Raw genomic sequence first — 23550 nt, 5'->3', positions numbered from 1 at the left:
ATCACCAGAAAGCGCCGGTTGAAGGCCCGATCCTTGCCAGCGAACACCGCTGTCACCGCCGTCTTCATGTTGTCGTAGATCCCGCGCAGCGCCACCCCGCCGAAAAACTCGAACCCCTGGACAATCAACTACATCTCTGCAAAGCCAACCAGCACGACCGAAGCAGGCGGCACGATCAGCTACGCACGCTTTGGTACTTTCGAAATGAAGGGCCACGTTAGCGGGCCGATCTCGGACACGCTGTCCTATCGTGTTTCCGCCCAGACTACGCAGGCTGGCGACTGGCAGAAAAGCGCAACGCGCGATGCAACCCTGGGGCAGACCTCGTTCTATCAGGGACGCGTGCAGGTCTTGTGGCAGCCGTCCGAGACCATGCGCTTCACCGTCATGGCCAACGCCTGGCAGGATCGCTCGGACACACAGGCCGGACAGGTGAACGCGCTCGTTCCGCAGAATCCGCTGAACGTGGACGCAACTGCGGCTTTGCTGGCACAACCGGTTACCGTTGGGCGCAACAACCGGATCGCCGATTGGGACCCGGGCGTTGACTATCGCAACAACAATCGCTTCTACCAGTTTGCCCTTCGCGGTGAAGTGGATCTCACCCAGACGATTACGCTCACGTCTATCACATCCTACAGCAACTATCGCCAGCGCGAGAACCGGGATATCGATGGCACTCCGCTGCAAGTCCTGCTTGTCACACCATACGGCGATCTTGAGTCTTTCTCGCAGGAGCTTCGCCTAACCGGGCATTCGGGACCGGTGAAGTGGATTGTGGGTGGGAACTACAGTAGGGATATCGGTACCGAGTTTCAGCGTTATGCCATTCGCCAGCAAACCAATAATGCGCCGGTCGGCATCCCGCTCCTGCTTGCGGATCTGACGACTGATACCCGTGCGCGCACTTATGCGGCCTTTGCCAACGCAGACTTCGAATTGACATCGGCCCTCACCGCTACCGGTGCCATTCGCTACACGCGATCGAACCGCAACTTTACCGGCTGCATGCGCGACAGCGGCGACGGCGCGCTCGCGGGCACCCTTGCGGTGATCCAGTTCGTCGCCAAGGGCGCGCTCGGCTTGCCCCCCGGACCGGTGCCACTGCCCGGAAACTGCGCGACGCTTGATGATAACTACGATGCGGGTCTGACGAATGACCGACTGTCCGAAAGCAATGTCTCGTGGCGTACCGGCTTGAAATTCGCTCCTGATCGCGATTTTATGGTCTACGCCAACGTTTCACGAGGGTACAAGTCGGGTCAGTTCCCAACCATTCTCGCATCGCGCAGCTTCTCGTTCCAGCCGGTAACGCAAGAAAAGCTGACCGCCTATGAAGTTGGCACGAAGATTTCGCTGGCGGATCATAAGGTCGATGTCAGTGCTGCGGCATTCTATTACGATTATCGCAACAAGCAAGTGCGCGGGCGTTATCTCGATCCTATCTTCTTCACACTGGAAAAGCTTGATAATGTTCCGAAGTCGGACGTTGCCGGCGGTGAAATCCAGATTTCCATGCGCCCTGCGCAAGGTCTGACGGTCAACTTGGCTGGCAGCTATACCGATGCCAAGATCCGCAAGTATGTGGGTATCGACCAGCTCGGGGCGTCGGTCGATTTCGCCAATACGCAGATACCGTTCACATCCAAGTGGCAGGCGGTTGCAGATGCCGACTACCGCATCCCCGTCGGTGCAGATCATGAGATATCGATCGGCTCGACACTGACCTACACCGGCAAGTCCAATGCATTCCTGGGTGCCGATCCAGTCGGAGCTCTTAAGGGCCGCACCCTGCTCGATCTGCGCGCCGGTTATGGGGCACAGGATGGCTCATGGCAGGTCTTTGCCTGGGGGCGCAACGTGACCGAAGCAAGATACCAGAACTTCATCCTCCGCGTCACGGACACGGTCATTGGGTACGCCGGTCGCCCGGCCACATATGGCGTCACCCTGACCACAAAGTTCAAATAGTCGCATGTCCGGCGTGAACGACTGACCAATCTTCGGAGATCTAAGAAATGGCATGGGACCTGAAGCAGCTGACACTTGCTGCCGATACTGCGCTGCAACGACTGCAAGATCCGCATCATCGGCGGATTGTCGAAAACTATCGCCTTCATGCCATGCTTGAGGTCTCCGGCAGGTGGTCGGAGATCTTCACGCCGGAATTGACGGTGGAGCACCCGTTCTACCGGGTGGCGCAACCAGGTGGCGTCATCGAACTTGATGGGGCAGAGCAGGTCTCGACCTTCTACAAAGCCCTCTCCGAATCCGAAACAACGGTCATGATCCTGACTGGAGAAGAGCTGGTCGTGGATGACTGGGGCTTCGCTTCGGAAGCGGTTTACAACACGTTCGTCACCGGTGAGCAGGCAATCGCAAGGGGCCATGCCACCGCAGACCCTAGCCGGAAATATGTCGAACACCGCTGGGTCTGCATGGTGTGGCCTTATGATGCACGCGGCAGGATGATCGGGGAGCGGGTTTATCCCGCCCCCACCGCCACGCTCTCGGAATGCTCGGAGGAGAACTTCCTCACTGTGGCCGATGCACGCCGCGTCTTCGATCCCCTGATCGCACAGGCGCAGGAAGCTTTGCGTGCAGAGACGGCACAATGATCGAGGATCGATCTGGCGCTATCGGGATCGCAGCGGATCGCGCATCTGTAACAACGCCGTTCCTTGATCCCGAGATGGAGGCGCTCGCTCAATTGGCGAACGCCCCCAATGCGCCATCCATCCTCAACAGCCCACCTACACTCATGCGGGCGGTCCTTTCCCAGCTATCGCCACAAGGCGGGCCCGCAATGGTTTCGGTCCACGACCAGCGTGTCTGCGGCGTTGCGACACGCGACTATCGGCCATCGCAGCATTGCCGCGGCACCATCCTTTTCATGCACGGCGGTGGATGGGTGACCGGTTCCTTAGACGACTACGACAGCTTTACACGGTTGATTGCATCGATCACGCACTGCCGCGTGGTGTCGGTCGATTACCGCTTAGCGCCAGAACACCCGTTCCCTGCCGCCGTTGTCGACGTGCATGCCGTGTTTGGCGCTCTGGATCCGGACGGGCCCCTGCTGGTCGCCGGAGACAGCGCAGGCGGAAATCTTGCGGCCGTCCTGTGCCAGCTGGATCGGGATAAGGGCAAACCCAGGATTGCGGGGCAAATCCTGATCTACCCTTCGGTAGCCGGCAGAACCGACGGCACCGCCATGCATGCTTTTGAACCTCCGATGATGAAGCGTGCCGAAATCGAGGCGTATTACGATCTCTATGTTCCTGATCGTGAGCTGCGCCGCGATGTGCGCTTTGCCCCCGCGCTGGGCCAGCTGGACAACCTCCCCCCGGCGCTTGTCATCACCGCAGGGGCAGACCTTCTGGCCGCCGAAGGTGAGGCATATGTCCAAGCTTTGCTCGCCGCAGGCTGTGATGCTGCACTGCACAGGCAGGAAGGTGCCATCCACGCTTACCTGACCCTTTTGCCCCAATCGCGAGCAGCGCAAGCAACAATGGACCGCATCGCGAACTTCGTCAGCGGACTGGTTTCCTCCGCGTCGTGACTTTTTGACCAAGGAGCATTCATTGCCATGGCTACCGAAGCGCAAACCCACGAAAATGCTGTCGAGACAGCTATGGCCTCGTCATACGGCATTGATCTGGTAGAATTACGCGCAAAGTACGCGTTTGAGCGCCAGAAGCGACTCAACCCCCGCAAGAACGAACAGTTCATCGAGGTTACCGGCGATTTCAGCCATTATATCGACGATCCCTACACCACCGAACCCCTGGTGCGTGAAAGTGTCGTCGAAGTGGTGGACGCCGTGGTCATCGGCGGCGGCTTTGGCGGCCTGCTGGCGGGCTCCAAGCTGCGAGACGCAGGAATCGATAACTTCCGGATCATCGAGAAAGCGGCGGATTTCGGCGGCACTTGGTACTGGAACCGTTACCCGGGAGCGCAGTGCGACATTGAATCGTACATCTACATGCCGCTCCTTGAAGAAACGGGTTATATTCCAACCGAGAAGTACGCCTATGCAGGCGAGCTCTTTGAACACGCCAAGCGAATCGGCCGGACCTTCGACCTTTATAAGGCGGCGCTGTTCCAGACCCAGATCACGCAGCTGCGCTGGAACGAGGAACAGCACCGCTGGGACGTGGCGACTGATCGTGGTGACCAAATCTCGGCACGGTTCGTTCTGAGTGCGAGCGGCCCTCTCAACCGGCCCCGGCTGCCGGGTATTCCGGGAATCGCCTCCTTCCGCGGACACACGTTCCATACCAGCCGGTGGGACTATGGCTACACCGGCGGGCACAGCCGCGGCGAGATGGTCGGCCTCAACGACAAGCATGTGGCCGTGATCGGCACTGGAGCAACCGCAATCCAGTGCGTGCCTTACGTTGCACAGGACGCAGCGCGCCTCTACGTCGTGCAGCGCACACCCTCAACCGTCGACGTCCGGGGCAACCGGCCCACCGATCCTGCATGGGCAAGCACCTTGCAGCCGGGTTGGCAGCGTGCACGCATGGACAATTTCATCGCGACCCTCAACGGCGTGAATGACGGTCCCGACCTGGTCGACGACGGCTGGACTCACCTAGCCTATGACACCGTAAACTCACTGCGCAAGCCCGATGGCTCGGCATTCTCGCCAGAGGAAATGGCCATAGCCATGGAGATCGCGGATTTCCGCAAAGGCGACGATATCCGCGCGCGGATTGACCGGATCGTTCAGGATCCCGCCAAGGCCGAGAGCCTCAAGCCATGGTACGGAATGGTCTGCAAGCGGCCCACGTTCAATGATGAATACCTTGATGCGTTCAATCGCGACAACGTGTCCCTCATCGATACGCAAGGTCGCGGGCCAGACCGCATAACGGAAAGCGCCATCGTCTTCGATGGAGTCGAATACCCCGTGGACTGCATCATCTTCGCCACCGGCTTCGAAACCGGAACCGCCTATTCCCGCCGGGCCGCGTTTGAAATCTACGGCGTTGACGGCCTGTCGTTGACCCAGAAGTTCGCGAACGGGACAAGCACGCTTTATGGTCTGGCTACTAGCGGGTTCCCGAACTTCTTCATGATGGCGCTCGGCCAGAACGGTTTCAAGCCGAACATTTCCGACACGCTTGAAGAGCAGGCCCGGCACATTGTCGAAATCGTCAAATCCACACTAGACCAAAGCAAGACCCGCGTTGAAGTGGAGGAAACCGCAGAAAAGGCCTGGGTGGCCCATGTCCTTGATCTTGCCAAGATCAAGCTCCCGTACTTCGAAGCCTGTACGCCCGGGTACTATACTGGCGAAGGGGACATCGACAAAGGCCTGCTGATCGATACCTATGCCCCAGGCCCGATCGAATTCACGAAGGTCATCGATGCCTGGCGCAATGATGGTCGTCCGGGCCTCGTCATCGATTGACCAGTTCGCAGCCCTGCCATGACCGGGACTTTCCTCCATCGGTAAAGTCCTGCGTCTGGGGGAACCGATATACCCGATAGAAAATGAGAAAACTGGAGAGGCCGCATGAAGGGACTGGTATATGAAGGTCCAAAGAACGTCGTCTATGCCGATGTTCCGGACCCCGTCATTGTCCATGACCGGGACATAATCGTGGCCGTCAAGGCCTGCAGTATTTGTGGCAGCGATCTGCATGTCTACAACGGGGACACCTTCACCGACCATACCGGTTATTGCATCGGCCACGAGGCGGTCGGAGAGGTCGTTGAAATGGGCAAGGGCGTGCTCAACCGCCGCATAGGCGAGCGTGTGATGATTTCGGCTGCGGTTGGCTGCGGGTCATGCCGCCAATGCCGGGCCGCGCGGCCCCTGCTTTGCGAAACCGCAATGCCTCAGTGCTATGGATTGTCAAACGATCTTCAGGGCTCCCAGGCAGAAGCCGTTCGGGTTCCCGTCGGCGATTTCAATGCAGCGCCCATTCCGGCGGGCCTGTCAGACGAACAGGCCCTGATGCTGACGGACGCCGCCGCAACCGCCTGGTATGGCTGCGAACTTGCCAGGATTTCGCCCGGTAGCGATGTCGCTGTCATAGGTCTGGGCCCCATTGGCCTCATGGCGATCGAGAATGCTTTCGTCCTTGGTGCAGCCCGTGTTTTCGCAATCGATCCGGTGCCAGAAAGACGCTCGGTTGCACAATCGCTGGGAGCAGTCCCGCTGTCGCCAGAAAATGCCGCCGAAGAAATCCGCGAAGCCACCAATGGCCGCATGTTGACCAATGTTCTCGAAGCTGCCGGTTCATCACAGGCGCTCAGCCTTGCCCTCACCCTGCCGGGCAGGCAGCAGAACGTTGCGTCGATCGGGGTAAACCTTGCGACGAGCTTCGATTTTCCGATCGGCCCGCTTTTCCTCCACGGGATAAATCTTGCCATCGGAACCTGCTCTGTCCCGTATTACTGGCCAACACTTGTCCCGCTGATCCAGCAAGGCCGTCTCGACCCCGCCCAGTTCATAACCGACCGGTTTGACCTGTCGCAAGGGGTGGAAGCCTATGCAGCATTCGACCGGAGATCCGCCGGATGCCTCAAAACGGTGCTCTATCCCTAGCGCCGGATGGTGCATTGTTGCATTGCTGGGGTTTATAGCGCCGGGCCGCTATTGACGCAGCATCAGTATTTCACATTTCGCGTGAAGCCGCCGTCCACGGTCAGGTTCACGCCGGTGATCCACGATGCGCGGGGCGAAGCGAGGAACAGGACCGCATTGGCGATCTCCTCCGGACGGCCGAAGCGGCCCTGCGGATGGCGCAGGCGGTTGGCCTCGTAGTAGTCCGGCATCGCCTCCTGCAGGAAGCCCCAGCTGCCGTCCTCGATATAGACCGGCCCCGGGCACACGCAGTTGCAGCGGATGCCGTCCTTCATGTAGTCGATGGCCAGCTGGTGGGTATAGTTGATCAGCGCCGCCTTCATCGCGCCATAACTGAGGCCGGATTCGCCGAAGGCGTGGTTCTCGATCGCCGTGATGGTCGACATCTGCAAGAAGGCCGGCGCGCTTGACCTGCGCAGGTGCGGCAGCGCCGTGTCGAACATCGCCACCGCGCTCATCAGGTCGACGTTGTAGTTGATGTCCCACCCCAGCCGGCTGCGTGGAATGCCGCCCAGCGCGCTCGCGTTCGAGACCACGATGTCGATACCGCCCATCGCCTGCGCCGCCTGCTCCACCCAGGCGGTCACCTGGTCGAAGTACCCGCAGTCGACCACCGAGCCATAGACTTCGCCGCGGCCCTTCAGCGCGTCCAGCGCATCCTCCACGCCGTCTCCGGTCAGCGGGTTCGAAAACACGTTCTCGTCGCTCGGGTTCGGCTGCTCGGCCCGTGCCCGCCGCCCGCAGAAGGATACCACCGCCCCTTCGTCGAGGAACATCTCCACCATGCGCCGCCCGATCCCGCGCGTCGCCGCGCTGATCACGACCTTCTTGCCCTTGAGCTCAAGATCCATCCCGTGTTCCTCTTTCCCTGCCTTGCGTCACGGCCTGTGCCCGGCCTTCCCCGCTCATCCTGAGCCTGTCGAAGGATGCCGGCGCAACACCCGCGCCCGGCGCATTACTCGCCCACGTACTTGTCCAGCGTGTCGTGCAGGTGGCGGATGCGCGATTCCTGATAGGTGGAAAGCGTCTCCGCGCCCTTGGCGCTGGCATACATGCCCTCGCGCTGCCAGCGCATGATGTCGGTATCCTGGTCCAGCACGCTCGCCAGGAACGGGTCCATCGAAGGGATCGAGGCGAAGCTGTCGTCCTCGCCGATCTCCACCACCTCGGCCACCTCGAAGTTCCCGTCGCGCGGGCGCGGGTGCAGCACCAGCTGGTCGAAGATCGCCCGGTCGCGGTCATGCCCGTCTGGGCGGAAATGCTGCACCAGGCACAGCCCCGGCGCCGGGTAGACCAGCAGGTTGGGAAACACGTGGTATTTCAGCGAATCGATCATCTCGGGCACCGAATGGCCCGAATAATCCAGCCCGTGCTTCTCCTGCATCTGCGTGCGCAGCTGCTCGGCCATCACCCAGCGCGCGGTCCTGCCTTCGGGCACGCGCGGCCGTTCGCCCACCATCGCGCCATCGCCCACCAGCATCGAATCGAGCAGCTGCTGCTCGCTCCACGGCGCCGCCGCGGTCGGGCTGGGTGATGCCATCGCGCACAGGTCGCGGCTCACGTGGTCGGAAAAGATGTCGTGCTGCATGTTGTGGTCGCCCACCACATTGGTCATCTCGGGGTGGACATAGGGCGTGTGATAGGCCTCCATGAACGCCTCCAGCGCCACCTTCCAGTTGCTCGGCAGGTGCTTGCGCACATGCGTCGCCACATACCATCCGGTCAGGTCCCAGTTGGCGAAATGCTCGGGCAGCACCTGCAGGTATTCCAGCAGCGAAGGCCCTTCCGCGCTGAAGTTCACGAAGACCATGCCGTTCCAGCTGTCCACGCGCACCTGCGGCAGGCAGGCCTTCTCCCGGTCCAGCTGCGGGAATTCGAAGCTGCACGGCATGCCCTTCAGCGTGCCGTCCAGGTTCCATTCCCAGCTGTGGAACGGGCAGCGGATCGAGCCGGACCAGCCTGCGGCATGCGACGGCTTAAGCTTCGTGCCGCGATGCAGGCAGGAATTCACGTAACCGCGCAGGCCCTCCTCGGTGCGCACGATCACGGCCGAAAGGCGCCCGATGTCGTGCACCACCCAGTCGCCCACTTCCGCCAGATGCTCCTCGCGGCAGGCGAACTGCCACACCCGCTTCCACATCCGCTCCATTTCCAGCTCGAAAAACGCCTGGTCGGTGTATCGCGCAAAGGGAATGTCGCGCAGGTCCTGCGCCGGATTGCTCTGCTGCGCCAGCACCGGCGGCAGGTCGCCGTCGCGCCGCGCCACGTCGGCCCAGGTCTGCCCCGGATACTGCCGCCGCATCATCGCCTGAAGCTCGTTCATTGCTTCTCTCCCGAGTCTGCCCGCTTTTATGAACGTGACTGCCAATTCATATATCAGCTGGCGTCTGCCCCCGCCTGTCGTTTTGGACAGTCTGCCCGACGATCGGGCTGGTCAGTCGATCCGCAGGTAGCGCAGCGCCATGGCCAGCGCCTCGGCGCAGAAGGCCGGGTCGCTCACCTGCAGCCCCTGCCCCTGCTCGCCTTCGCGCGGCAGCATCGCCCACACCACCGCGCCGCGCACGATCGAATGGGCATAGAACACCTGCCGCCGCAGTTGGGCCTCGTCGCGATCGGGCAGCGCCGCCACCAGCAGGTCCGCGATCATCGTCGCCACCGCATCGTTGGCCTGGCTCTGGTCGCGGTGCACCCCGATGTTCTCCAGCCGTCGCCGCTCGATCAGCCGCAGCAACCCGGCGTCGGCGGAAAACGCGCCGAACACGATGCCAAGGTGCAGCTCCACGATTCCGCGCGGATCGGCTGCGCGCGCCGCCTCGCTGGTGCAAAGGCTCTGGATCTCGGCCATGCGACAGGCGCGGTATCCCGCCACGATCGCATCCAGCAGCGCCTCCTTGTCGGCAAAGCGCTGGTAGAACGTGCCGGTGGGCACGCCCGCCTCCTCCACGATGTCCGCCACCCGCGTCGCCTCGAAGCCCTGGGCGGAAAACAGCCGGGTCCCTGCCCGCACGATCCGCTCCAGCGCCTCGCGGCTGCGCTGCTGGCGCGGCGGGATAAAGGCGTCGCTGCGCTCCATCCAGCGCACCGGATCGGCCTCGAACCGGATCGGTTCCGCGCCCTGTGCCGTCCTGTCTGCGCCTATGGTCGCCATTCGTCCGGCATAGCGGTTGACCGGCATGCTTGGCAAATCAGCGCACAACGAGGCTCAATTCCGTCCGGAACAATGGCTTGGCATCGGGCATTGGACCCGCTGCGTCGTCGCCTTCCGGCTCGCCGCACCCCTTTTGCAAAGGAGCAGCGCCCATGGTTGTCGTACAGGCCGGTCGTCCGGCCCCGGTCCTTCACCCGCTGCAGGCCGCGCTCGTGGCCGGGATCGCGCCGCTGTTCATCGGCGCCCTGCTCTGTGACCTCGCCTATGGCTCCACGGCCGAACCGCAGTGGAGCAACTTCGCCGCATGGCTGCTGGCCGGCGGCATGGTCTATGCCGGCTTCGCCCTGCTCTGGGCGCTCATCGACCTCGTCCGCCTGCGCACCACGCGTGGGCGCGCCGGGCTGCTCGCGCTGGCGCTGCTGGCGCTGTTCGTGTTCGGGCTGGTCGATTGTTTCGTCCATGCGCGGGATGCCTGGGCGATCATGCCCGACGGGCCGATCCTTTCCGCCGTGGTGGCCGTGCTCTCCCTCATCGCGCTGGCGCTCAGCCTGTCGCTGCTTCGCCGGGAGCGGGTGGCATGAAGCGCCTGTTCCCCGCCCTGCTGCTGTGCAGCCTCGCCGCCGCCTGTGGCTCGTCCAACGGGGCCGATCCCGTCCAGTTCGGCCACGATCCGCAGTTGCCCGATCAGCAGACCGGCCTTGTCCCCACGATGAAGATCGCCAGCCCGGCGCCGTGGGGCGATCATCGCCCGGTCGTGCCGCAGGGCTATACCATCACCGCCATCGCCACCGGCTTCGGCATCGCGCGCCAGACGCTGGTCCTGCCCAATGGCGACATCCTCGTCGCCGAGGGGCGCGGGGGGCATGAGGCGGCGCTGCGGCCCAAGGACTTCATCGCCGGCATCATCAAGGCCAAGGGCACCAGCCACGCCAAGAGCGGCAACCGCCTCACCCTGCTGCGCGATGCCGATGGCGACGGGACTTATGAGCTGCGCACCGTCTTCGCCAGCGGGCTCGACGCGCCCTATGGCCTCGCGCTGGTGGGCAACACGCTCTACGTCGCCAACCAGGGCTCGCTCGTCCGCTTCGACTACCGCCCCGGCCAGACCGTCGCCTCCGGCCCGCCGGTCACGCTCACCGACCTGCCCTCCCGGATCAACCACCACTGGACCAAGTCGCTGGCCGCCAGTGCGGACGGTCGGTATCTTTACGTGGGCATAGGCTCGAACAGCAACATCACCGAGCGGGGCATGGATGCGGAGATCGACCGGGCGATGGTGTGGCAGGTCGACACTGCCACCGGTGCGCACCGCCCCTTCGCCACCGGCCTGCGCAACCCCACTGCGCTGGCCATCCAGCCCGGCAGCGGGCAGCTTTGGACCGTGGTCAACGAACGCGACGAGCTGGGCCCGGACCTGGTGCCTGATTACCTGACCTCGGTGCGCGAGGGCGCGTTCTATGGCTGGCCCTACAGCTACTGGGGCCAGCACGTGGACCGGCGTGTCCACCCGCAGGACCCGGCCAAGGTCGCCTCCGCCACCCGCCCCGACTACGGCCTCGGCTCGCACGTCGCCGCGCTCGGCCTCGCCTTCTCCTCCCCCGCGATGGGACCCCGCTTTGCCGAGGGGGTCTTCGTGGGCGAGCATGGCAGCTGGAACCGCAGCCGGCCCTCGGGCTACAAGGTCGTCTTCATCCCCTTCCGCAACGGCCGCCCCACCGGCGCGCCGGTGGACGTCGTCACGGGCTTCCAGGGCGCCAGCGGCGACACCTGGGGCCGGCCCGTGGGCGTTACCGTGGACCCGAAGGGTTCCTTGCTGGTTGCAGACGATCTTTCGAACACGATCTGGCGGGTGACGCCAGCACGCTAGGTCGGATCGTCAGGACCGTTGCCCATGCGAGCCCTGATAACGCTGCCCACCGCATTGGTCGTCCGTGCTTCTTTTGATCTTGACGCAGGGCTAGGGGGATTGTCTCCAACGCGCTGCCATCATGTGCCGCACTTTGTGCCGCGTTATAGGCTAGCTGGCCTTATTCAACGGGGCCATCAAAAAGGTGGAAGGGACCGGTTGCTTCGCCCAGCGCGATCGGTAGGGTGCGAAGCGAACTGTAACGAGCGCTTCGCCCGGTCCGCCTCACACCCTGCGGACGGGCCAGCCTGCGGCGGTGGGCCGGGTGGACCAGCCTGCCGCCGTCCTTATCATTCCGGGCTTCCTATCGTGCCGGCGCAGGTTCACCGATCCGGACGAGGTCTGTAATCAGCTGCAGTGTGGGCGTATTCACGCCGTGCCGCGCGGCCACGGCGAGGACGGCGCCATTGATCGATTCGATCTCGGTCGGCCGGCCGGCGAGCCGATCCTGCAGCATCGACGGTTTGTGATGGGTGTGGTTGGCAAGCGCGAAATCGACCTTGGCCATGACTCGGGACAGATCGAAATCAACCCCTGCGGCCTGCGCGGTGGCGGCGATCTCGGCAATCACCAGCCCGGCGATGTGCCGCGCCGGGGGGCAATCGAGCCGACCGACCGGCACATTGCCGAGCGTGCACAGGGCATTGAGGGCGCTGTTGAAGGCGGCCTTGTCCCACACCATGGCCTGCACATCGGGCACAGCGCGCGCATCAAGCCCGGCATCGACCAGCAAGGCGGCTATCGCTTCGGCGCGCACGGCCTGATCAGGCACGACCGGGCCGAGCCAGATATGCCCTGCCCCGTGCGATGCAACGCGGTTGAGGCCCTGCAGGTCTGCCGGGAAATCGGTGACGCCCCAGACGATCGCCGCTTGGGCGAAGACATCCGCGATGGCCTCGACATTGCCGAGGCCGTTCTGCAGCGTGAGGACCGAGGCGCTGCCGCCGGCGAGGTGCGCGACCGAACGGATCGCGGCGGCGCTGTGCATCCCCTTGGTGAACAGCACGACGAGATCGACGGGTGCGGCAACATCGGCCGCAGCCCTGGCGCCAACCGCGACGGTGCGTTCGCCCTGATCATCGGCCAGCACGATGCCATCGGCCGCGATGGCGGAAAGGCGGACGCGATCGACATCAACGACAGTGACATCGTGCCCTGCCGTGCCGAGGCGCGCGGCGAAGAGGCAGCCCATCGCCCCTGCCCCGATGACGACGATCTTCATGGCATGCGCTCCTTGTCCTTTCGCCTTCGTTGAGCGACGGGACGCGTCGGTCAAGCCGGGAGCTATCCGGAAGCGCGAGCTTTTCGTTCCACGAAACCTGCGCCGGCGAATGAAGAATGCGGTTGCGCGCCCGTGCGACACGGGCATGGTCTGCGCGAACCAGCCGAGGTGAGAGGCAATCGATGCAGACGGTCCGCGATGTGACGCTTTCGCTGCTGCGCGAACTGAAGATGACAACGGTTTTCGGCAATCCCGGATCGACCGAGCTGCCGATGTTCTGCGATTTTCCTGATGACTTCCGCTATGTCATGGGGCTGCAGGAATGCGTGGTGCTGGGCATGGCCGACGGGTTTGCCCAAGGGACGCGGACGGCGGCGCTGGTCAACCTGCACAGCTCAGCCGGGGTGGGCCATGCGCTGGGCAACCTGTTCACCGCATGGAAGAACCAGACCCCGCTGGTGGTGACGGCAGGGCAGCAGGCGCGATCGATCCTGCCGTACGAGCCGTTCCTGTTTGCCGAGCGCGCCGGGGAGTTTCCGCGCCCCTTCGTGAAATGGGCGTGCGAACCGGCGCGGGCCGAGGACGTTCCCGCCGCGATTCATCGCGCCTGGGCGGTGGCGATGGAACCGCCCTACGGGCCGACGTTCGTTTCGATCCCCATTGACGACTGGGACCGACCCTGCCCGCCGTTTGCAGCGCGGACGATCCATGCCGACAGGGTGCCGGCGCCCGATGCCATCGCCGCCTGCGCGCGGGCGCTGGATGCGGCGCGGGCTCCGGCCATCGTGGTGGGTGCAGGCGTGGGGCGCGATGGCGCGTGGGACCGGGTGATCGCCCTGGCCGAACGGCACAATGCGGCGGTGCTGGTGGCGCCGATGTCGGCCCGCGGGAGCTTTCCCGAGGACCACCCGCTTTTCGCCGGGTTCCTGGCGGCGAACCAGATGGCGATCGTGGCGGGCCTTGCCGGGCATGACGTGGTGCTGGCGCTGGGCGGGCCGATGAACCTGTATCACATGGAGGGGCATGGGCCACACCTGCCGCCCGGATGCGACGTGTGGCTGATCGGGGACAACCATGCCCATGCCGCCTGGGCGCCGGGTGGCACGGCAATCGTGGCGCAGTGCCACCACGCGCTGGATGCGCTGCTTGCCTTCCCGCCGCCGCCCGCGCGCGCCCTGCCCCCGCGCCCCCTGCCCCCGCGCAAAGCCGCGCCGCCGGTGCTCGACGGATCGGCCATGACCGACGCCTTCGTGATGCAGGAGCTGGCGCGGGCGCGGGCGGCGGATTCGATCATCGTGGAGGAAGCACCATCGGGCCGCGGGCCGATGCACGATTACCTGCCGATCCTGAAGCCGGACACGTTCTATACCACGGCGAGCGGCGGGCTGGGCCATGGGTTGCCCGCAGCGGTGGGGCTGGCGATGGCGCGACCGGGGGACAAGGTGATCGCGTTGCTGGGCGATGGATCGGCAATGTATGCGATCCAGGGGCTGCACGCCGCGGCGCAGTGGAACCTGCCGATCAGCTTCTTGATCATGAAGAACGGGCGGTACGAGGCGCTGCACCACTTCGGGCGCCACTTCGGCATGCAGCGGCTGGAAGGCACGCAGTTGCCGGGGCTGGACTTTGTGGCGCTGGCGCAGGGGCATGGCGTGCCCGGACGCCGCGCGACGGCGCCGGACGAACTGGAGGCAGCGCTGGCGTGGACGCTAGGCGCGACGGGACCAACGCTGGTGGAAGTGACGATCGACTAGCTGGAAGGGGCGGGGGAGCGGGCCGGTGCCGCTTTCCACATCCGCGCAAGGAATTCAGTGTGCGCTGTCGAAGATACCATCCGGCAGGCGAAGCGCGAAAGCGGCGCAGGCGAGCAGGATGAGCGCGATGACCGCCGCAGCCATCTCTGCAGGTGGCACACCGAGCCATTGTCCCCAGGCGAAATAGGCGCTGCCGGCGAGCGCGACGCCCAAGGCGCTGCCCAGTTGCTGGCAAGTCTTCATCAGGCCCGAGGCGGCGCCCGCGTGGGCGCGATCCATCTGGGCGAAAGTGATCGGGCCGATACAGCCGGTAGTCATGCCCATGCCGATGCCGGCCGCGACCATGGCCGGGGCGATGGTCCACAGCGGCCAGTCCGGCCGGGCAGTGGCGACAAGGACGAGCGTGGCGGACGCAGCCATGAGCAGCGCCCCGCCCAGCGGCAGCCATTTGCCCAGCGCGGGCAGCAGCTTGCGGCTGAGTACGCCGATGCCGAACATCGCGCCAAAGCCGAAAGGCATGTGCAGCAGCCCCGTGACAAGCGGAGTCTGGCCGCGCTGCGCCTGGAGCGCGAAGGCGAAGACTAGCAGGAATCCCGCGCTTGCTGCGCCGAACGCGACCGACATCGCAAGGCCCAGACGGTAGGTGGGGATGGCAAAAATGGCAGGATCGAACAGTGCGGGCATCCCGGCGCGGGTGCGCGCGGCAACATGCCGCCAGCCAAGCCACGCCAGCGGCGGACAGGCGAGCAGGACGAGGAACGCGGCGGGATCGGCCTGTTCCCCCTCAGCCCCGATCAGCGGCCAGAGCAGCGCGGCGACGGCCGCGCCGAACAGCACCATGCCCGGGCTGTCATAGCCGCTGTGCCGGTCTGACCGCGTGGCCGGAAGGTAGGCGCGGGCCATGGCCATGGCGAGAATGCCGACAGGCACGTTGATGAGGAACACGAGCCGCCAGCCGAGTCCGAACAGGTCTGCCTTGATCAGCAGGCCGCCGATGATCGGACCAGCGATGGAGGCGAGCCCCCCAATCACCCCGAACAGCGCAAGCTTGGACACGCGCTCCAGCGGATCGAACAGGACCTGCAGCAGCGCCATAGACTGCGGCGCCATCAGAGCGCCTGTAGCTCCCTGCAACAGCCGCGCGGTGACGAGCTGTTCGCCGCTTTGGGCAAGACCGCAAAGCACCGAAGACACGGTGAAGCCGGCAACGCCGATCAGGAACAGGCGACGGTAACCGAAGCTGTCGCCCATCCGCCCGCCAGCCATGAGCAGCAGTGCGAAAGCGAGCGAATAGCCGGCGACGATCCACTGAGATGCGGAGGCGTCTGCGCCGATGCTGGCCTTGATCGCGGGCAGCGCGGTATTGACGATAGTCAGGTCGACAATCTCGAGCACCAGGGCGATGACGAGCGTCAGCAGCGCCAGGAACTTCTGGCGGACGGTCATGGCTTCGGCAGAGGTCACGTCAGATCTTGCCCTCGCGCAGCATCCGCACGGCGGCATCGCAGGCACGGGCGGTGAGCGCCATGTAGGTGAGCGAGGGATTCTGGCAAGCCGAAGAGCTCATCTGCGCGCCGTCGGTAACGAAGAGGTTGGGCACGTCGTGCGCCTGGCTCCACGCATTGAGCACAGAGGTGCGCGGATCGTGGCCCATGCGCGCGCCGCCCATTTCGTGGATGGCGGTGCCGCCGGGGCCAGGCTGGTCGCTGCCCATGATGACCTTGCCACCCGCAGCGGTAAGCATTTCCGCCGCGTCGGCCTTGGCCTGCGCCAGCGCCGCGTGCTCTTCCTTGCCGAAGGCGAAATCGATCTTGAGAAGAGGCAGGCCATTGGCGTCTGTGCGGCTGCGGTCAAGCGTGAGGCGGTTGGTGGCACGCGGCACGCAATCGGCAAAGCCGACGAGGACCATGCGCCACATGCCGGGATGGCGCAGTTGCTCCTTGTAGGTCTCACCGATGCCCGCCTCGCGCTTACCACCAGTCCACGTGCTCTGCAGCGCGCCGCCCTGGAACGAAAAGCCGCGGCTGTGACCGACGCCGTCCATGGTGTCCATGTTGCGATAACGCGCAACGACCACACCGGTGGGGCGGTTGCCGAAGGTGGTGTGCCCTTCCCACCCCGGGAACAGCGCCAACGCCGAAAGCGTGTTGGCGTGGTCCATGATGTGGGTGCCGAGCACACCGCTGGAATTGGCAAGGCCGTGCGGCATCGCATCGCTGGCCGAATTGAGCAGGACGTGAACCGAGTTGAACGCGCCGGCATTGAGAAAGACGATGCGCGAGGTGGCGCGGCGACGTTGCTTCGTCTTCGTATCGATATAGCGCACGCCGGTGATGCGGCGCGTGGCGGGATCATAGTCAAGCGCCTCAACCACCGCATCGGTGATGACGGTCAGGTTGCCGGTCTTCTGTGCAGCGGGTAGCGTACTGGATTGGGTGGAGAAATAGGCACCATAGGAGCAGCCGCGCGCGCAGATCGAACGGTTCTGGCAGGCGGAACGGCCCTCTTCGGGCTTCGCAACGGTCATGTTCGCGGTGCGGCCGATGGTGAGGCAGCGTTCGGGCCACTGCTTGCGGATCACTTCGCGCGCATGGGTTTCGACGGCATTGAGCGCCATACCGGGCTGGAACCGGCCATCGGGAAGCTGCGGCAGCCCTTCAGGCGAACCGGAAACGCCGATGAATTCCTCGACCTTGTCATACCACGGGGCAAGATCGGCATACCGGATGGGCCAGTCTGTGCCGTGGCCATCGCGCTTGTTCGCGCCGAAATCGTAATCCGACCAGCGATAGGACTGGCGGCCCCAAGTGAGCGAACGACCGCCGAGCTGATAGGAGCGGAACCATGTGAAATCGGTGCCAACGCCCGCCGTGTAGGGGTTCTGGGCATCGTTCACGAAGTGGTTCTGGGTGAATTCGGTGAAGTGGCGGTTGACCATCTGCACCGGATATTCGCGGCGATAGAGATCGGCATCACCCAGGCCGCGGAACGGCATGTCCCACGGCGCCTTGGTCTCGGTCTCGTAGTCCACCTGGTGGCGGATCTCGCGGCCGCGCTCGATCATCAGGACCTTCAGCCCTGCTTCGGTCAGTTCCTTGGCCGCCCAGCCCCCGGTAATGCCCGAGCCGACGACGATCGCATCGAATTCCATCGTTGTTGCTCCTTGAGGCTCAGCCGAAGTCCACCGCGGTCCAATCGCTGGACCACGCCCGGGTCTGCGCGGTGGCGGGAAGATCGGGGTCAAAGCGGCCGGGGACGATTTCATACCGCAGTTCCTGCGAACCGCCGACTTCGCTGGTATAATATCCGGTGAGAATGAGGGCCTTTATCGGCTTCCACGGATGCGACGGGGCGCCCTCGGCATAGGCTTCGGCATCGAGGGCCGCGAGCAGCGTGGTCCCCTGCGCAGATGACCGGGCGAGGAAATCGCCATTAGCGCGACGATCGAGTTCGTGCTCCAGCCAGGCAAGATGCCGCAGCGAACCATCGCCGCGCTGGAACGCGCCCAAGGCCGGCATGGCGGCTGCAACCACTGGCGCACGCGTGCCTTCAAGGCCATGGACCAGTGCGAGTATCAGGAAATCGCCGGTGCCGACATCGCCTGCGCCGGGCGTCTCGGTGCGGGGGATCACCAGTTGCGAAACATGGCGCGCCAGAAGGCGCTGGCGATCGGTTGGGGCTTCATCGGCTGGCAGGCTGGTGAGCGACAAGGCCCCCACCGGCACGCCAAGGGCAAGCGCGAGCAGCGCCGCCCCGCCAAGGAAATCACGCCGGTTCCATCCCTGTGTCGCCTCTGTCACGCCTGCCTTCTCCCATCGCGGGCCAGCGCCCAGCCGCCGCACTGAAGCACAAAAGGGGCAGCCACGCACGGGCCACCCCTTAAACCAGAGCGCAGCGAGCAACCAAGATTGCACGCCGCGCATAGCATTAATAGTCTACCGAAAGCCGCACGCCGTAAGTGCGTGGAGCGGAGAACTGCCAGTTGTAGATGTTCGCCACGCCTGGGACGACCGTGTTGCCGGCATAGGCCAGCGAGCGGTAGTCCTCGATGTTGCGGACGAAAGCCTGGATGCCATAGTGGCCGCCTTCGGGCTTGTACTCGAGGCTGAAGTCGCTCTGCGTACGCGCCTTCTGGTGCGAGTCCTGGTAGTTGTAGAAGTCGAGGTAGTAGTCGCCCTTGTACTTCGAATAGGCCGAGGCAGTGAGCGTGCCGGCCGACCCGAGATCGAACACGTGATCCCAGCCCAGCGTCAGGACAAAGTTGGGCGCCTGGGGCAGGCGGTTGCCACCAAGGTCGATCGTCGCCGCATCAACAGGCGGGTTGCCGATGTTCAGCGACTGTACGCTGGCCACGAAGGACTTGTACTTCGCACTCATCGCACTGGCCGATGCAGTGATGGTGTCGTTGCCGGTGGGCCGGAACACTGCTTCAGCCTCGACGCCATAGATGCGCGCCTTGCCCGCGTTGAAGGTCTGCGCGCCGATCGCCGGGTTGAGCAGGACGTCGTTCTGCAGGTCCTTGTAGTCGTAGTAGAAGCCGGCGACGTTCAAGGTGTTGCGACCGAAAGTGAGCTTCACGCCACCTTCATAGGCGGTGTTCGTCTCGGGACGGAAGCTGGTGCCGGAACCATCGAAACCGCCGGCCTTGTATCCCGTGGAGACCTTTGCGTAGATCAGCGTGTCGCTGTTCAACTTGTAGTTCAGGCCACCGAGCCAGCTGAACTTGCTGCCCGAATAGAGCAGCGGGGTGGCGGTGACGCCATAGACATCTTCCTGCCCGGCGAGGTTGACCGGACCAGTGTTGAACGTGCCGGTTCCGCCGCCAAAGACGAAGAAGAACGGGTTGAAGTTGGTGAACACCGCATCACGCTTGTCGTGGGTGTAGCGGCCGCCAACGACGGCGGTCAGCTTGTCGTTCAGCGCAACTTCAACCTGGCCGAAGCCCGACACGCTCTTGGTGTCGGTGGGGTGGCGGAAGTAGTTCACATAGGAGCCATTGGGGCCCACAAACGGCGTGTAGAGACCGCCATTGGTGTTCTGCTTTTCACGGAAGTAGAACACGCCGCCCTGCCACTTGACCGGGCCGGTCTCGCCATTGAGACGCAGTTCGTGGCTCTGCGTCTTCACCGAAGCGCCGAAGTTGGTGAACGCAAAAGCCGGCGAAAGCGTGTTCTGGCCACGATTCTTGGTGGAGCGATAGCCGCCGGTATAGGTGAGCGTGGCGCCGCCGAGGTCATAGGAAACGCGGCCGCGCAGCGCGGTGGACGACTGGTGCAGATTGCCAACGCCCAGAATGGGGGAGTTGTATTCGTGGCGGTCATAGCCCGCAAGGATATTGGTATTGGTGGGGAGGCACTGCACGCCACCGGTCACCGTGCCGATCACGCTCCAGCCATTGCCGCAGGTGGTGGGGTTCGTACCGGGACCGTTGGTCGAGCTGGTCATGTCGGCCCAAGCCTGCGCGGCGGGAATGATGTCCTGCTGCACGTATTCGACGGCCAGATCGACCGTCAGTGCTGCGGTGGGCTTCAGGCGGAGGCTGGCGCGGCCACCACCGGTGTTGTCGTTATCGCTGCGGTTGGCAGTGCTGGGCACGAAGGCTGCAGTGGGACTGAACGGCGTGTTGGGGTGCTTGCTGAAGCCATCGTGCGAACGATAGAAGCCCGCAACGCGCAGGCCGCCGACGTCGCCAAATGGCAGGTCTACACCACCTTCAACCAGCACCTGGTTGTAGTTGCCATAAGTGGCCGAGGCGTTGACCGCAAAATCGTTGCCGGGCTTGCGCGTGATGAAGTTCACGGCGCCGCCGGTTGAGTTGCGGCCATATAGGGTACCCTGCGGGCCGCGCAGCACTTCGACCCGATCGAGGTCGAAGATCGCGGCATTCAGGATGGTCGGCCGGTTGATGTATTCCCCATCGATGTTGACCGCGATGGACTGGTCCTGCGCCTCGTTGTTGGTGAGCGAACCGACGCCGCGCACGCTGACGCGGGTGTTGTTGGTGTCGTTAGTGATGTTGAGCGCGGGCGAAACCTTCTGGACCGAGGTGAAATCGGTCACACCGCGGTCCTTCAACGCCTCACCAGTGACCACCGAAATGGCGATGGGAACGTTCTGCACGTTCTCCTTGCGGTTCTGCGCGGTCACGATGATTTCGGGGGCAGCTTCGACTGCCGCCTCCTGCGCGCAGGCAGGCACGGCGACTGCAGCAGAGGACACGCCGCACAGCGCGGCGATCACGATACGGTTACGCAAGTTCCATCTCCCTCAACGGACGCGGCCAGCCTTTTACTGGATGGCATCCTCGAATCACAAAATTGAAATACTAATTTCAGAAAGGGAGTCAAGAACGGTAGTTCTATTTCAGGATTTGTCGAACTTCTGTTGCGTGACAGCCACTTGCGCTTTCTGCCATACGCAAATCGCCCGGAGCGCAAGGCTCCGGGCGACCCGTGGTAAAGCGCAGATCGGCCTGCGCCTGCTTAGAAGTTTACGCTGACGCGGACGCCGTAGGTACGCGGCGCGCCGAATTGCCAGTTGAAGATGTCATCCGGTCCGGCCGAGATGAACGAGCCATAGGTCAGAGGACGCGTCCCTTCGAGATTGCGCACGAAGCCCATGACCGAGAACTTCTTGTTCCCCGGCTGGAATTCCAGGCTCAGGTTGGACTGGGTCAAAGCTTCCTGGGTGCCGTCACGATAGTTGTAGAAATCGGTGAAGTACTTCGACTTGAAGACCGAGTCCGCCCGGGCGGTCAAGGTGCTCTCACCGATGTGGAATACATGGTCCAGACCCACGGTGATGATCACCTTTGGCGAGAACGGCGGCGTATTTCCGGCAAAGTTCGGCTGCTGGATATCGGGCGCGGTGGGATCGAGATCGCCCACGCCGTTAATGCCGTTGCAGGTCGCCGCAGCCTGCCCCGCAGCGGGCGTGCAGAACACGTTGAACTGGGCAAACAGCTCCTTGTACTGCGCGTTCAGATAGTTGGCAGACGTGTGGAACGTGGTGTTGTCATCCAGCGCGATGTCGGCCGAGGCTTCGAGACCCCAGATCTTGGCCTTGCCCGCATTGAAGATCTGACCGCCTATCGCCGTATCGAGCAGGACCGAGACCTGCAAGTCCTTGTAGTCATAGTAGAAGCCACCCAGGTTGAACTGGTGCTGGCCATGATCGCCAAAGGTCTGCTTCCAGCCTGCTTCGAAGGCGGTGTTGGTTTCCGGGCGATAGGTGCCGACAGCGTCGAAGCCGCCGCCCTTGAAGCCGGTCGACGCCTTGGCGAAGATCAGCGTGTCGGAATTGGGCTTGTAATTCAACCCGGCGAGCCAGGTCACCTTGCTGTCACTGCTGCCCAGCGGCAGGGTGGTGACATAGAGCAGCTTGGAAAAGTCCTTGCGTGCGGGCCCGGCGCCGACGAGCCCGAAATCGGGTCCGAACCGGCCGAACGGAGAGGTGTTGATGTAAATCGCCGAGCGATCGTTCTTGGTATAGCGCAGGCCGCCGACGGCGGTAAGCTTGTCACCCAGCGGGACTTCAACCTGGCCGAACAGCGACTTGCTGGTGCTGTCAACGTCGCGCGAGAAGTAGCTGAGGAACGTGCCTGGGGTCGGACCATTGGCGCCGAAGGGCGGCAGGCCGAAGATGAAGCTTGGCAGCATGAAGGCGCTTTCGCGCGCCAGCTTCTCCTTGAAGTAGAAACCACCGACCTGGTACACGATTCCGCCGACAGTGCCGTTGAGCCGCAATTCGTGGCTCTGCGTTTCCGCGTCGTCGAGGAATGTGTAGGACTGATAGACGGTTGGCAGGGTCAGCCGCTCGTTCTTCCCGCCGATATACTTGCGATAGCCACCGATATAGGTGAGCGTGGCTGCTTCGCTGAATTCATAGGCGATGCGACCGCGCACGGCCCAGGTTTCAGCACTGACACGACCGATCCCGAACAGCGGCGCGGCATAGTTGCTGCGGTCCACCTTCGACAGCAGGTTAGTCTGGCTGGGCACGCAGAGGACTTGCGGGTAGTTCGGCGCGACGCTGGTGAAGCCGTTGTCGCACTGGCCGCTGGTAGGCCCGTTGCCGGCAGCGTTGAGGTCTCCGGCCGCGAAGACGCCTGGTGTGAAGCGGCGCTTGGCATATTCGCCGCCAAGGTTCACCGAAAGCTGATCGGTGGGGTCCAGCCTGAGGGAAACGCGGCCGCCATAGGCCTGGTTGTCGTCAGATCGACCTGCGGCATAGGCCGGGAACACGAAGAAGCCACCACCGGCCGGGTGCTTGTTGTATCCATCGCGGTCTTCATAGAAGCCGGCAACGCGGAAGGCTGCGGTCGAACCCAGCGGCAGATCCACGCCGGCATCCGCACGCACGGCGTTGTAGTTGCCATAGGAAACCGTACCGTTGAACCCGAACTGGTTGCCCGGCTTGCGCGTGATGAAGTTGATTGCACCGCCGGTGGAGTTGCGGCCATAGAGCGTGCCCTGCGGCCCACGCAGCACTTCGACACGATCCATGTCGAACAGCGCCATGCCCATGACGTTCGGGCGGTTGATGTATTCGCCGTCAACGTTGACGACGACCGAGGTGTCCTGAGCTTCGTCAGCCGAGTTGGTACCGATGCCGCGCACGGTAACCTTGACGGTGCCCTGATCCTGGTTGATCTGCACAATCGGAGCGATCTTGCCGACATCGTTCATGTCGGAGAAGCCGATTTTCTTGAGTTGTTCGCCGCTGATGACGTCGATCTTGATCGGAACGTCGTTCACGTCCTGCCTGCGATTCTGCGCTGTGACGATGATGACGTTTTCGTCCACATCGTCGGCGCCGGCCTGTGCCTGGGCCTGTGCATAGGCAGACCCGCTGAAAGCCATCATGGCGGCGCTCGCCAGAAGCGAAATCTGGACCTTCCCCCTGTTCATCACTCTTCTC

Annotated in this window: 17 protein-coding genes; 8 read left to right on the top strand and 9 right to left on the bottom strand. The window is 63.7% G+C overall.

Annotated elements, in window-relative coordinates:
- The first annotated feature begins 204 nt into the window (after window positions 1–204).
- The 5 genes from POM99_RS11415 to POM99_RS11395 all read left to right on the top strand — a co-directional run bounded on the left by POM99_RS11415 (window position 205) and on the right by POM99_RS11395 (window position 6562).
- Window positions 205–1971 (top strand): TonB-dependent receptor, encoded by a 1767-nt coding sequence (locus POM99_RS11415; RefSeq protein ID WP_277277864.1) that lies wholly within the window; start codon window positions 205–207, stop codon window positions 1969–1971.
- Between the two features lie 47 nt (window positions 1972–2018).
- Window positions 2019–2618, top strand: a complete 600-nt coding sequence (locus tag POM99_RS11410) for a hypothetical protein (protein WP_277277862.1) — start codon at window positions 2019–2021, stop codon at window positions 2616–2618.
- Complete coding sequence (locus POM99_RS11405; RefSeq protein ID WP_277277860.1) at window positions 2615–3562, top strand: alpha/beta hydrolase; 948 nt, start codon at window positions 2615–2617, stop codon at window positions 3560–3562. Before POM99_RS11410 ends, POM99_RS11405 begins: the two co-directional genes overlap by 4 nt.
- A 27-nt stretch (window positions 3563–3589) precedes the next feature.
- Window positions 3590–5419, top strand: coding sequence for a flavin-containing monooxygenase (locus tag POM99_RS11400; RefSeq protein ID WP_277277858.1), 1830 nt, complete (start codon window positions 3590–3592; stop codon window positions 5417–5419).
- A gap of 105 nt (window positions 5420–5524) precedes the next feature.
- Complete coding sequence (locus tag POM99_RS11395) at window positions 5525–6562, top strand: alcohol dehydrogenase catalytic domain-containing protein (RefSeq protein WP_277277856.1); 1038 nt, start codon at window positions 5525–5527, stop codon at window positions 6560–6562.
- A 62-nt stretch (window positions 6563–6624) separates the two neighbouring features.
- Here the strand turns inward: POM99_RS11395 and POM99_RS11390 are convergent, their stop codons facing one another.
- From POM99_RS11390 to POM99_RS11380, 3 genes are all read right to left on the bottom strand, one after another.
- A complete protein-coding gene (locus POM99_RS11390; protein WP_277277854.1) occupies window positions 6625–7452 on the bottom strand; it encodes an SDR family NAD(P)-dependent oxidoreductase in 828 nt (275 codons plus the stop codon).
- 104 nt (window positions 7453–7556) lie between these two features.
- Window positions 7557–8924 (bottom strand): aromatic ring-hydroxylating oxygenase subunit alpha, encoded by a 1368-nt coding sequence (locus POM99_RS11385; RefSeq protein WP_277277852.1) that lies wholly within the window; start codon window positions 8922–8924, stop codon window positions 7557–7559.
- 111 nt (window positions 8925–9035) lie between these two features.
- Window positions 9036–9749, bottom strand: coding sequence for a TetR/AcrR family transcriptional regulator (locus POM99_RS11380; protein WP_277277851.1), 714 nt, complete (start codon window positions 9747–9749; stop codon window positions 9036–9038).
- Window positions 9750–9901: 152 nt separating this feature from the next.
- Between POM99_RS11380 and POM99_RS11375 the strand changes: the two genes are divergently transcribed.
- Both POM99_RS11375 and POM99_RS11370 read left to right on the top strand, forming a co-directional pair.
- Window positions 9902–10330 (top strand): DUF2231 domain-containing protein, encoded by a 429-nt coding sequence (locus POM99_RS11375; protein WP_277277849.1) that lies wholly within the window; start codon window positions 9902–9904, stop codon window positions 10328–10330.
- A complete protein-coding gene (locus POM99_RS11370; RefSeq protein WP_277277847.1) occupies window positions 10327–11616 on the top strand; it encodes a PQQ-dependent sugar dehydrogenase in 1290 nt (429 codons plus the stop codon). Before POM99_RS11375 ends, POM99_RS11370 begins: the two co-directional genes overlap by 4 nt.
- 343 nt (window positions 11617–11959) lie before the next feature.
- Here POM99_RS11370 and POM99_RS11365 read toward each other — a convergent pair whose 3' ends face one another.
- On the bottom strand, window positions 11960–12877 hold the full coding sequence (locus POM99_RS11365) for a ketopantoate reductase family protein (protein ID WP_277277845.1): 918 nt from the start codon (window positions 12875–12877) through the stop codon (window positions 11960–11962).
- A gap of 182 nt (window positions 12878–13059) precedes the next feature.
- Between POM99_RS11365 and mdlC the strand changes: the two genes are divergently transcribed.
- Window positions 13060–14631, top strand: coding sequence for a benzoylformate decarboxylase (mdlC, locus tag POM99_RS11360; protein WP_277277843.1), 1572 nt, complete (start codon window positions 13060–13062; stop codon window positions 14629–14631).
- A 54-nt stretch (window positions 14632–14685) separates the two neighbouring features.
- Here mdlC and POM99_RS11355 read toward each other — a convergent pair whose 3' ends face one another.
- The 5 genes from POM99_RS11355 to POM99_RS11335 form a co-directional block, all read right to left on the bottom strand.
- Window positions 14686–16095 (bottom strand): MFS transporter, encoded by a 1410-nt coding sequence (locus POM99_RS11355; protein ID WP_277277841.1) that lies wholly within the window; start codon window positions 16093–16095, stop codon window positions 14686–14688.
- 1 nt (window position 16096) lies between these two features.
- A complete protein-coding gene (locus POM99_RS11350; protein ID WP_277277839.1) occupies window positions 16097–17782 on the bottom strand; it encodes a GMC oxidoreductase in 1686 nt (561 codons plus the stop codon).
- Window positions 17783–17801: 19 nt separating this feature from the next.
- Complete coding sequence (locus POM99_RS11345; protein WP_277277837.1) at window positions 17802–18431, bottom strand: gluconate 2-dehydrogenase subunit 3 family protein; 630 nt, start codon at window positions 18429–18431, stop codon at window positions 17802–17804.
- Window positions 18432–18558: 127 nt separating this feature from the next.
- Window positions 18559–20886 (bottom strand): TonB-dependent receptor, encoded by a 2328-nt coding sequence (locus POM99_RS11340; RefSeq protein ID WP_277277835.1) that lies wholly within the window; start codon window positions 20884–20886, stop codon window positions 18559–18561.
- Between the two features lie 227 nt (window positions 20887–21113).
- Complete coding sequence (locus POM99_RS11335; RefSeq protein ID WP_277277833.1) at window positions 21114–23540, bottom strand: TonB-dependent receptor; 2427 nt, start codon at window positions 23538–23540, stop codon at window positions 21114–21116.
- Between the last annotated feature and the right edge of the window lie 10 nt (window positions 23541–23550).

This window comes from Novosphingobium cyanobacteriorum, from assembly GCF_029436685.1.
GTDB lineage: Bacteria > Pseudomonadota > Alphaproteobacteria > Sphingomonadales > Sphingomonadaceae > Novosphingobium > Novosphingobium cyanobacteriorum.
Note: the sequence above shows the minus strand (reverse complement) of the source record. Positions and strands in the feature narration are given on the sequence as shown.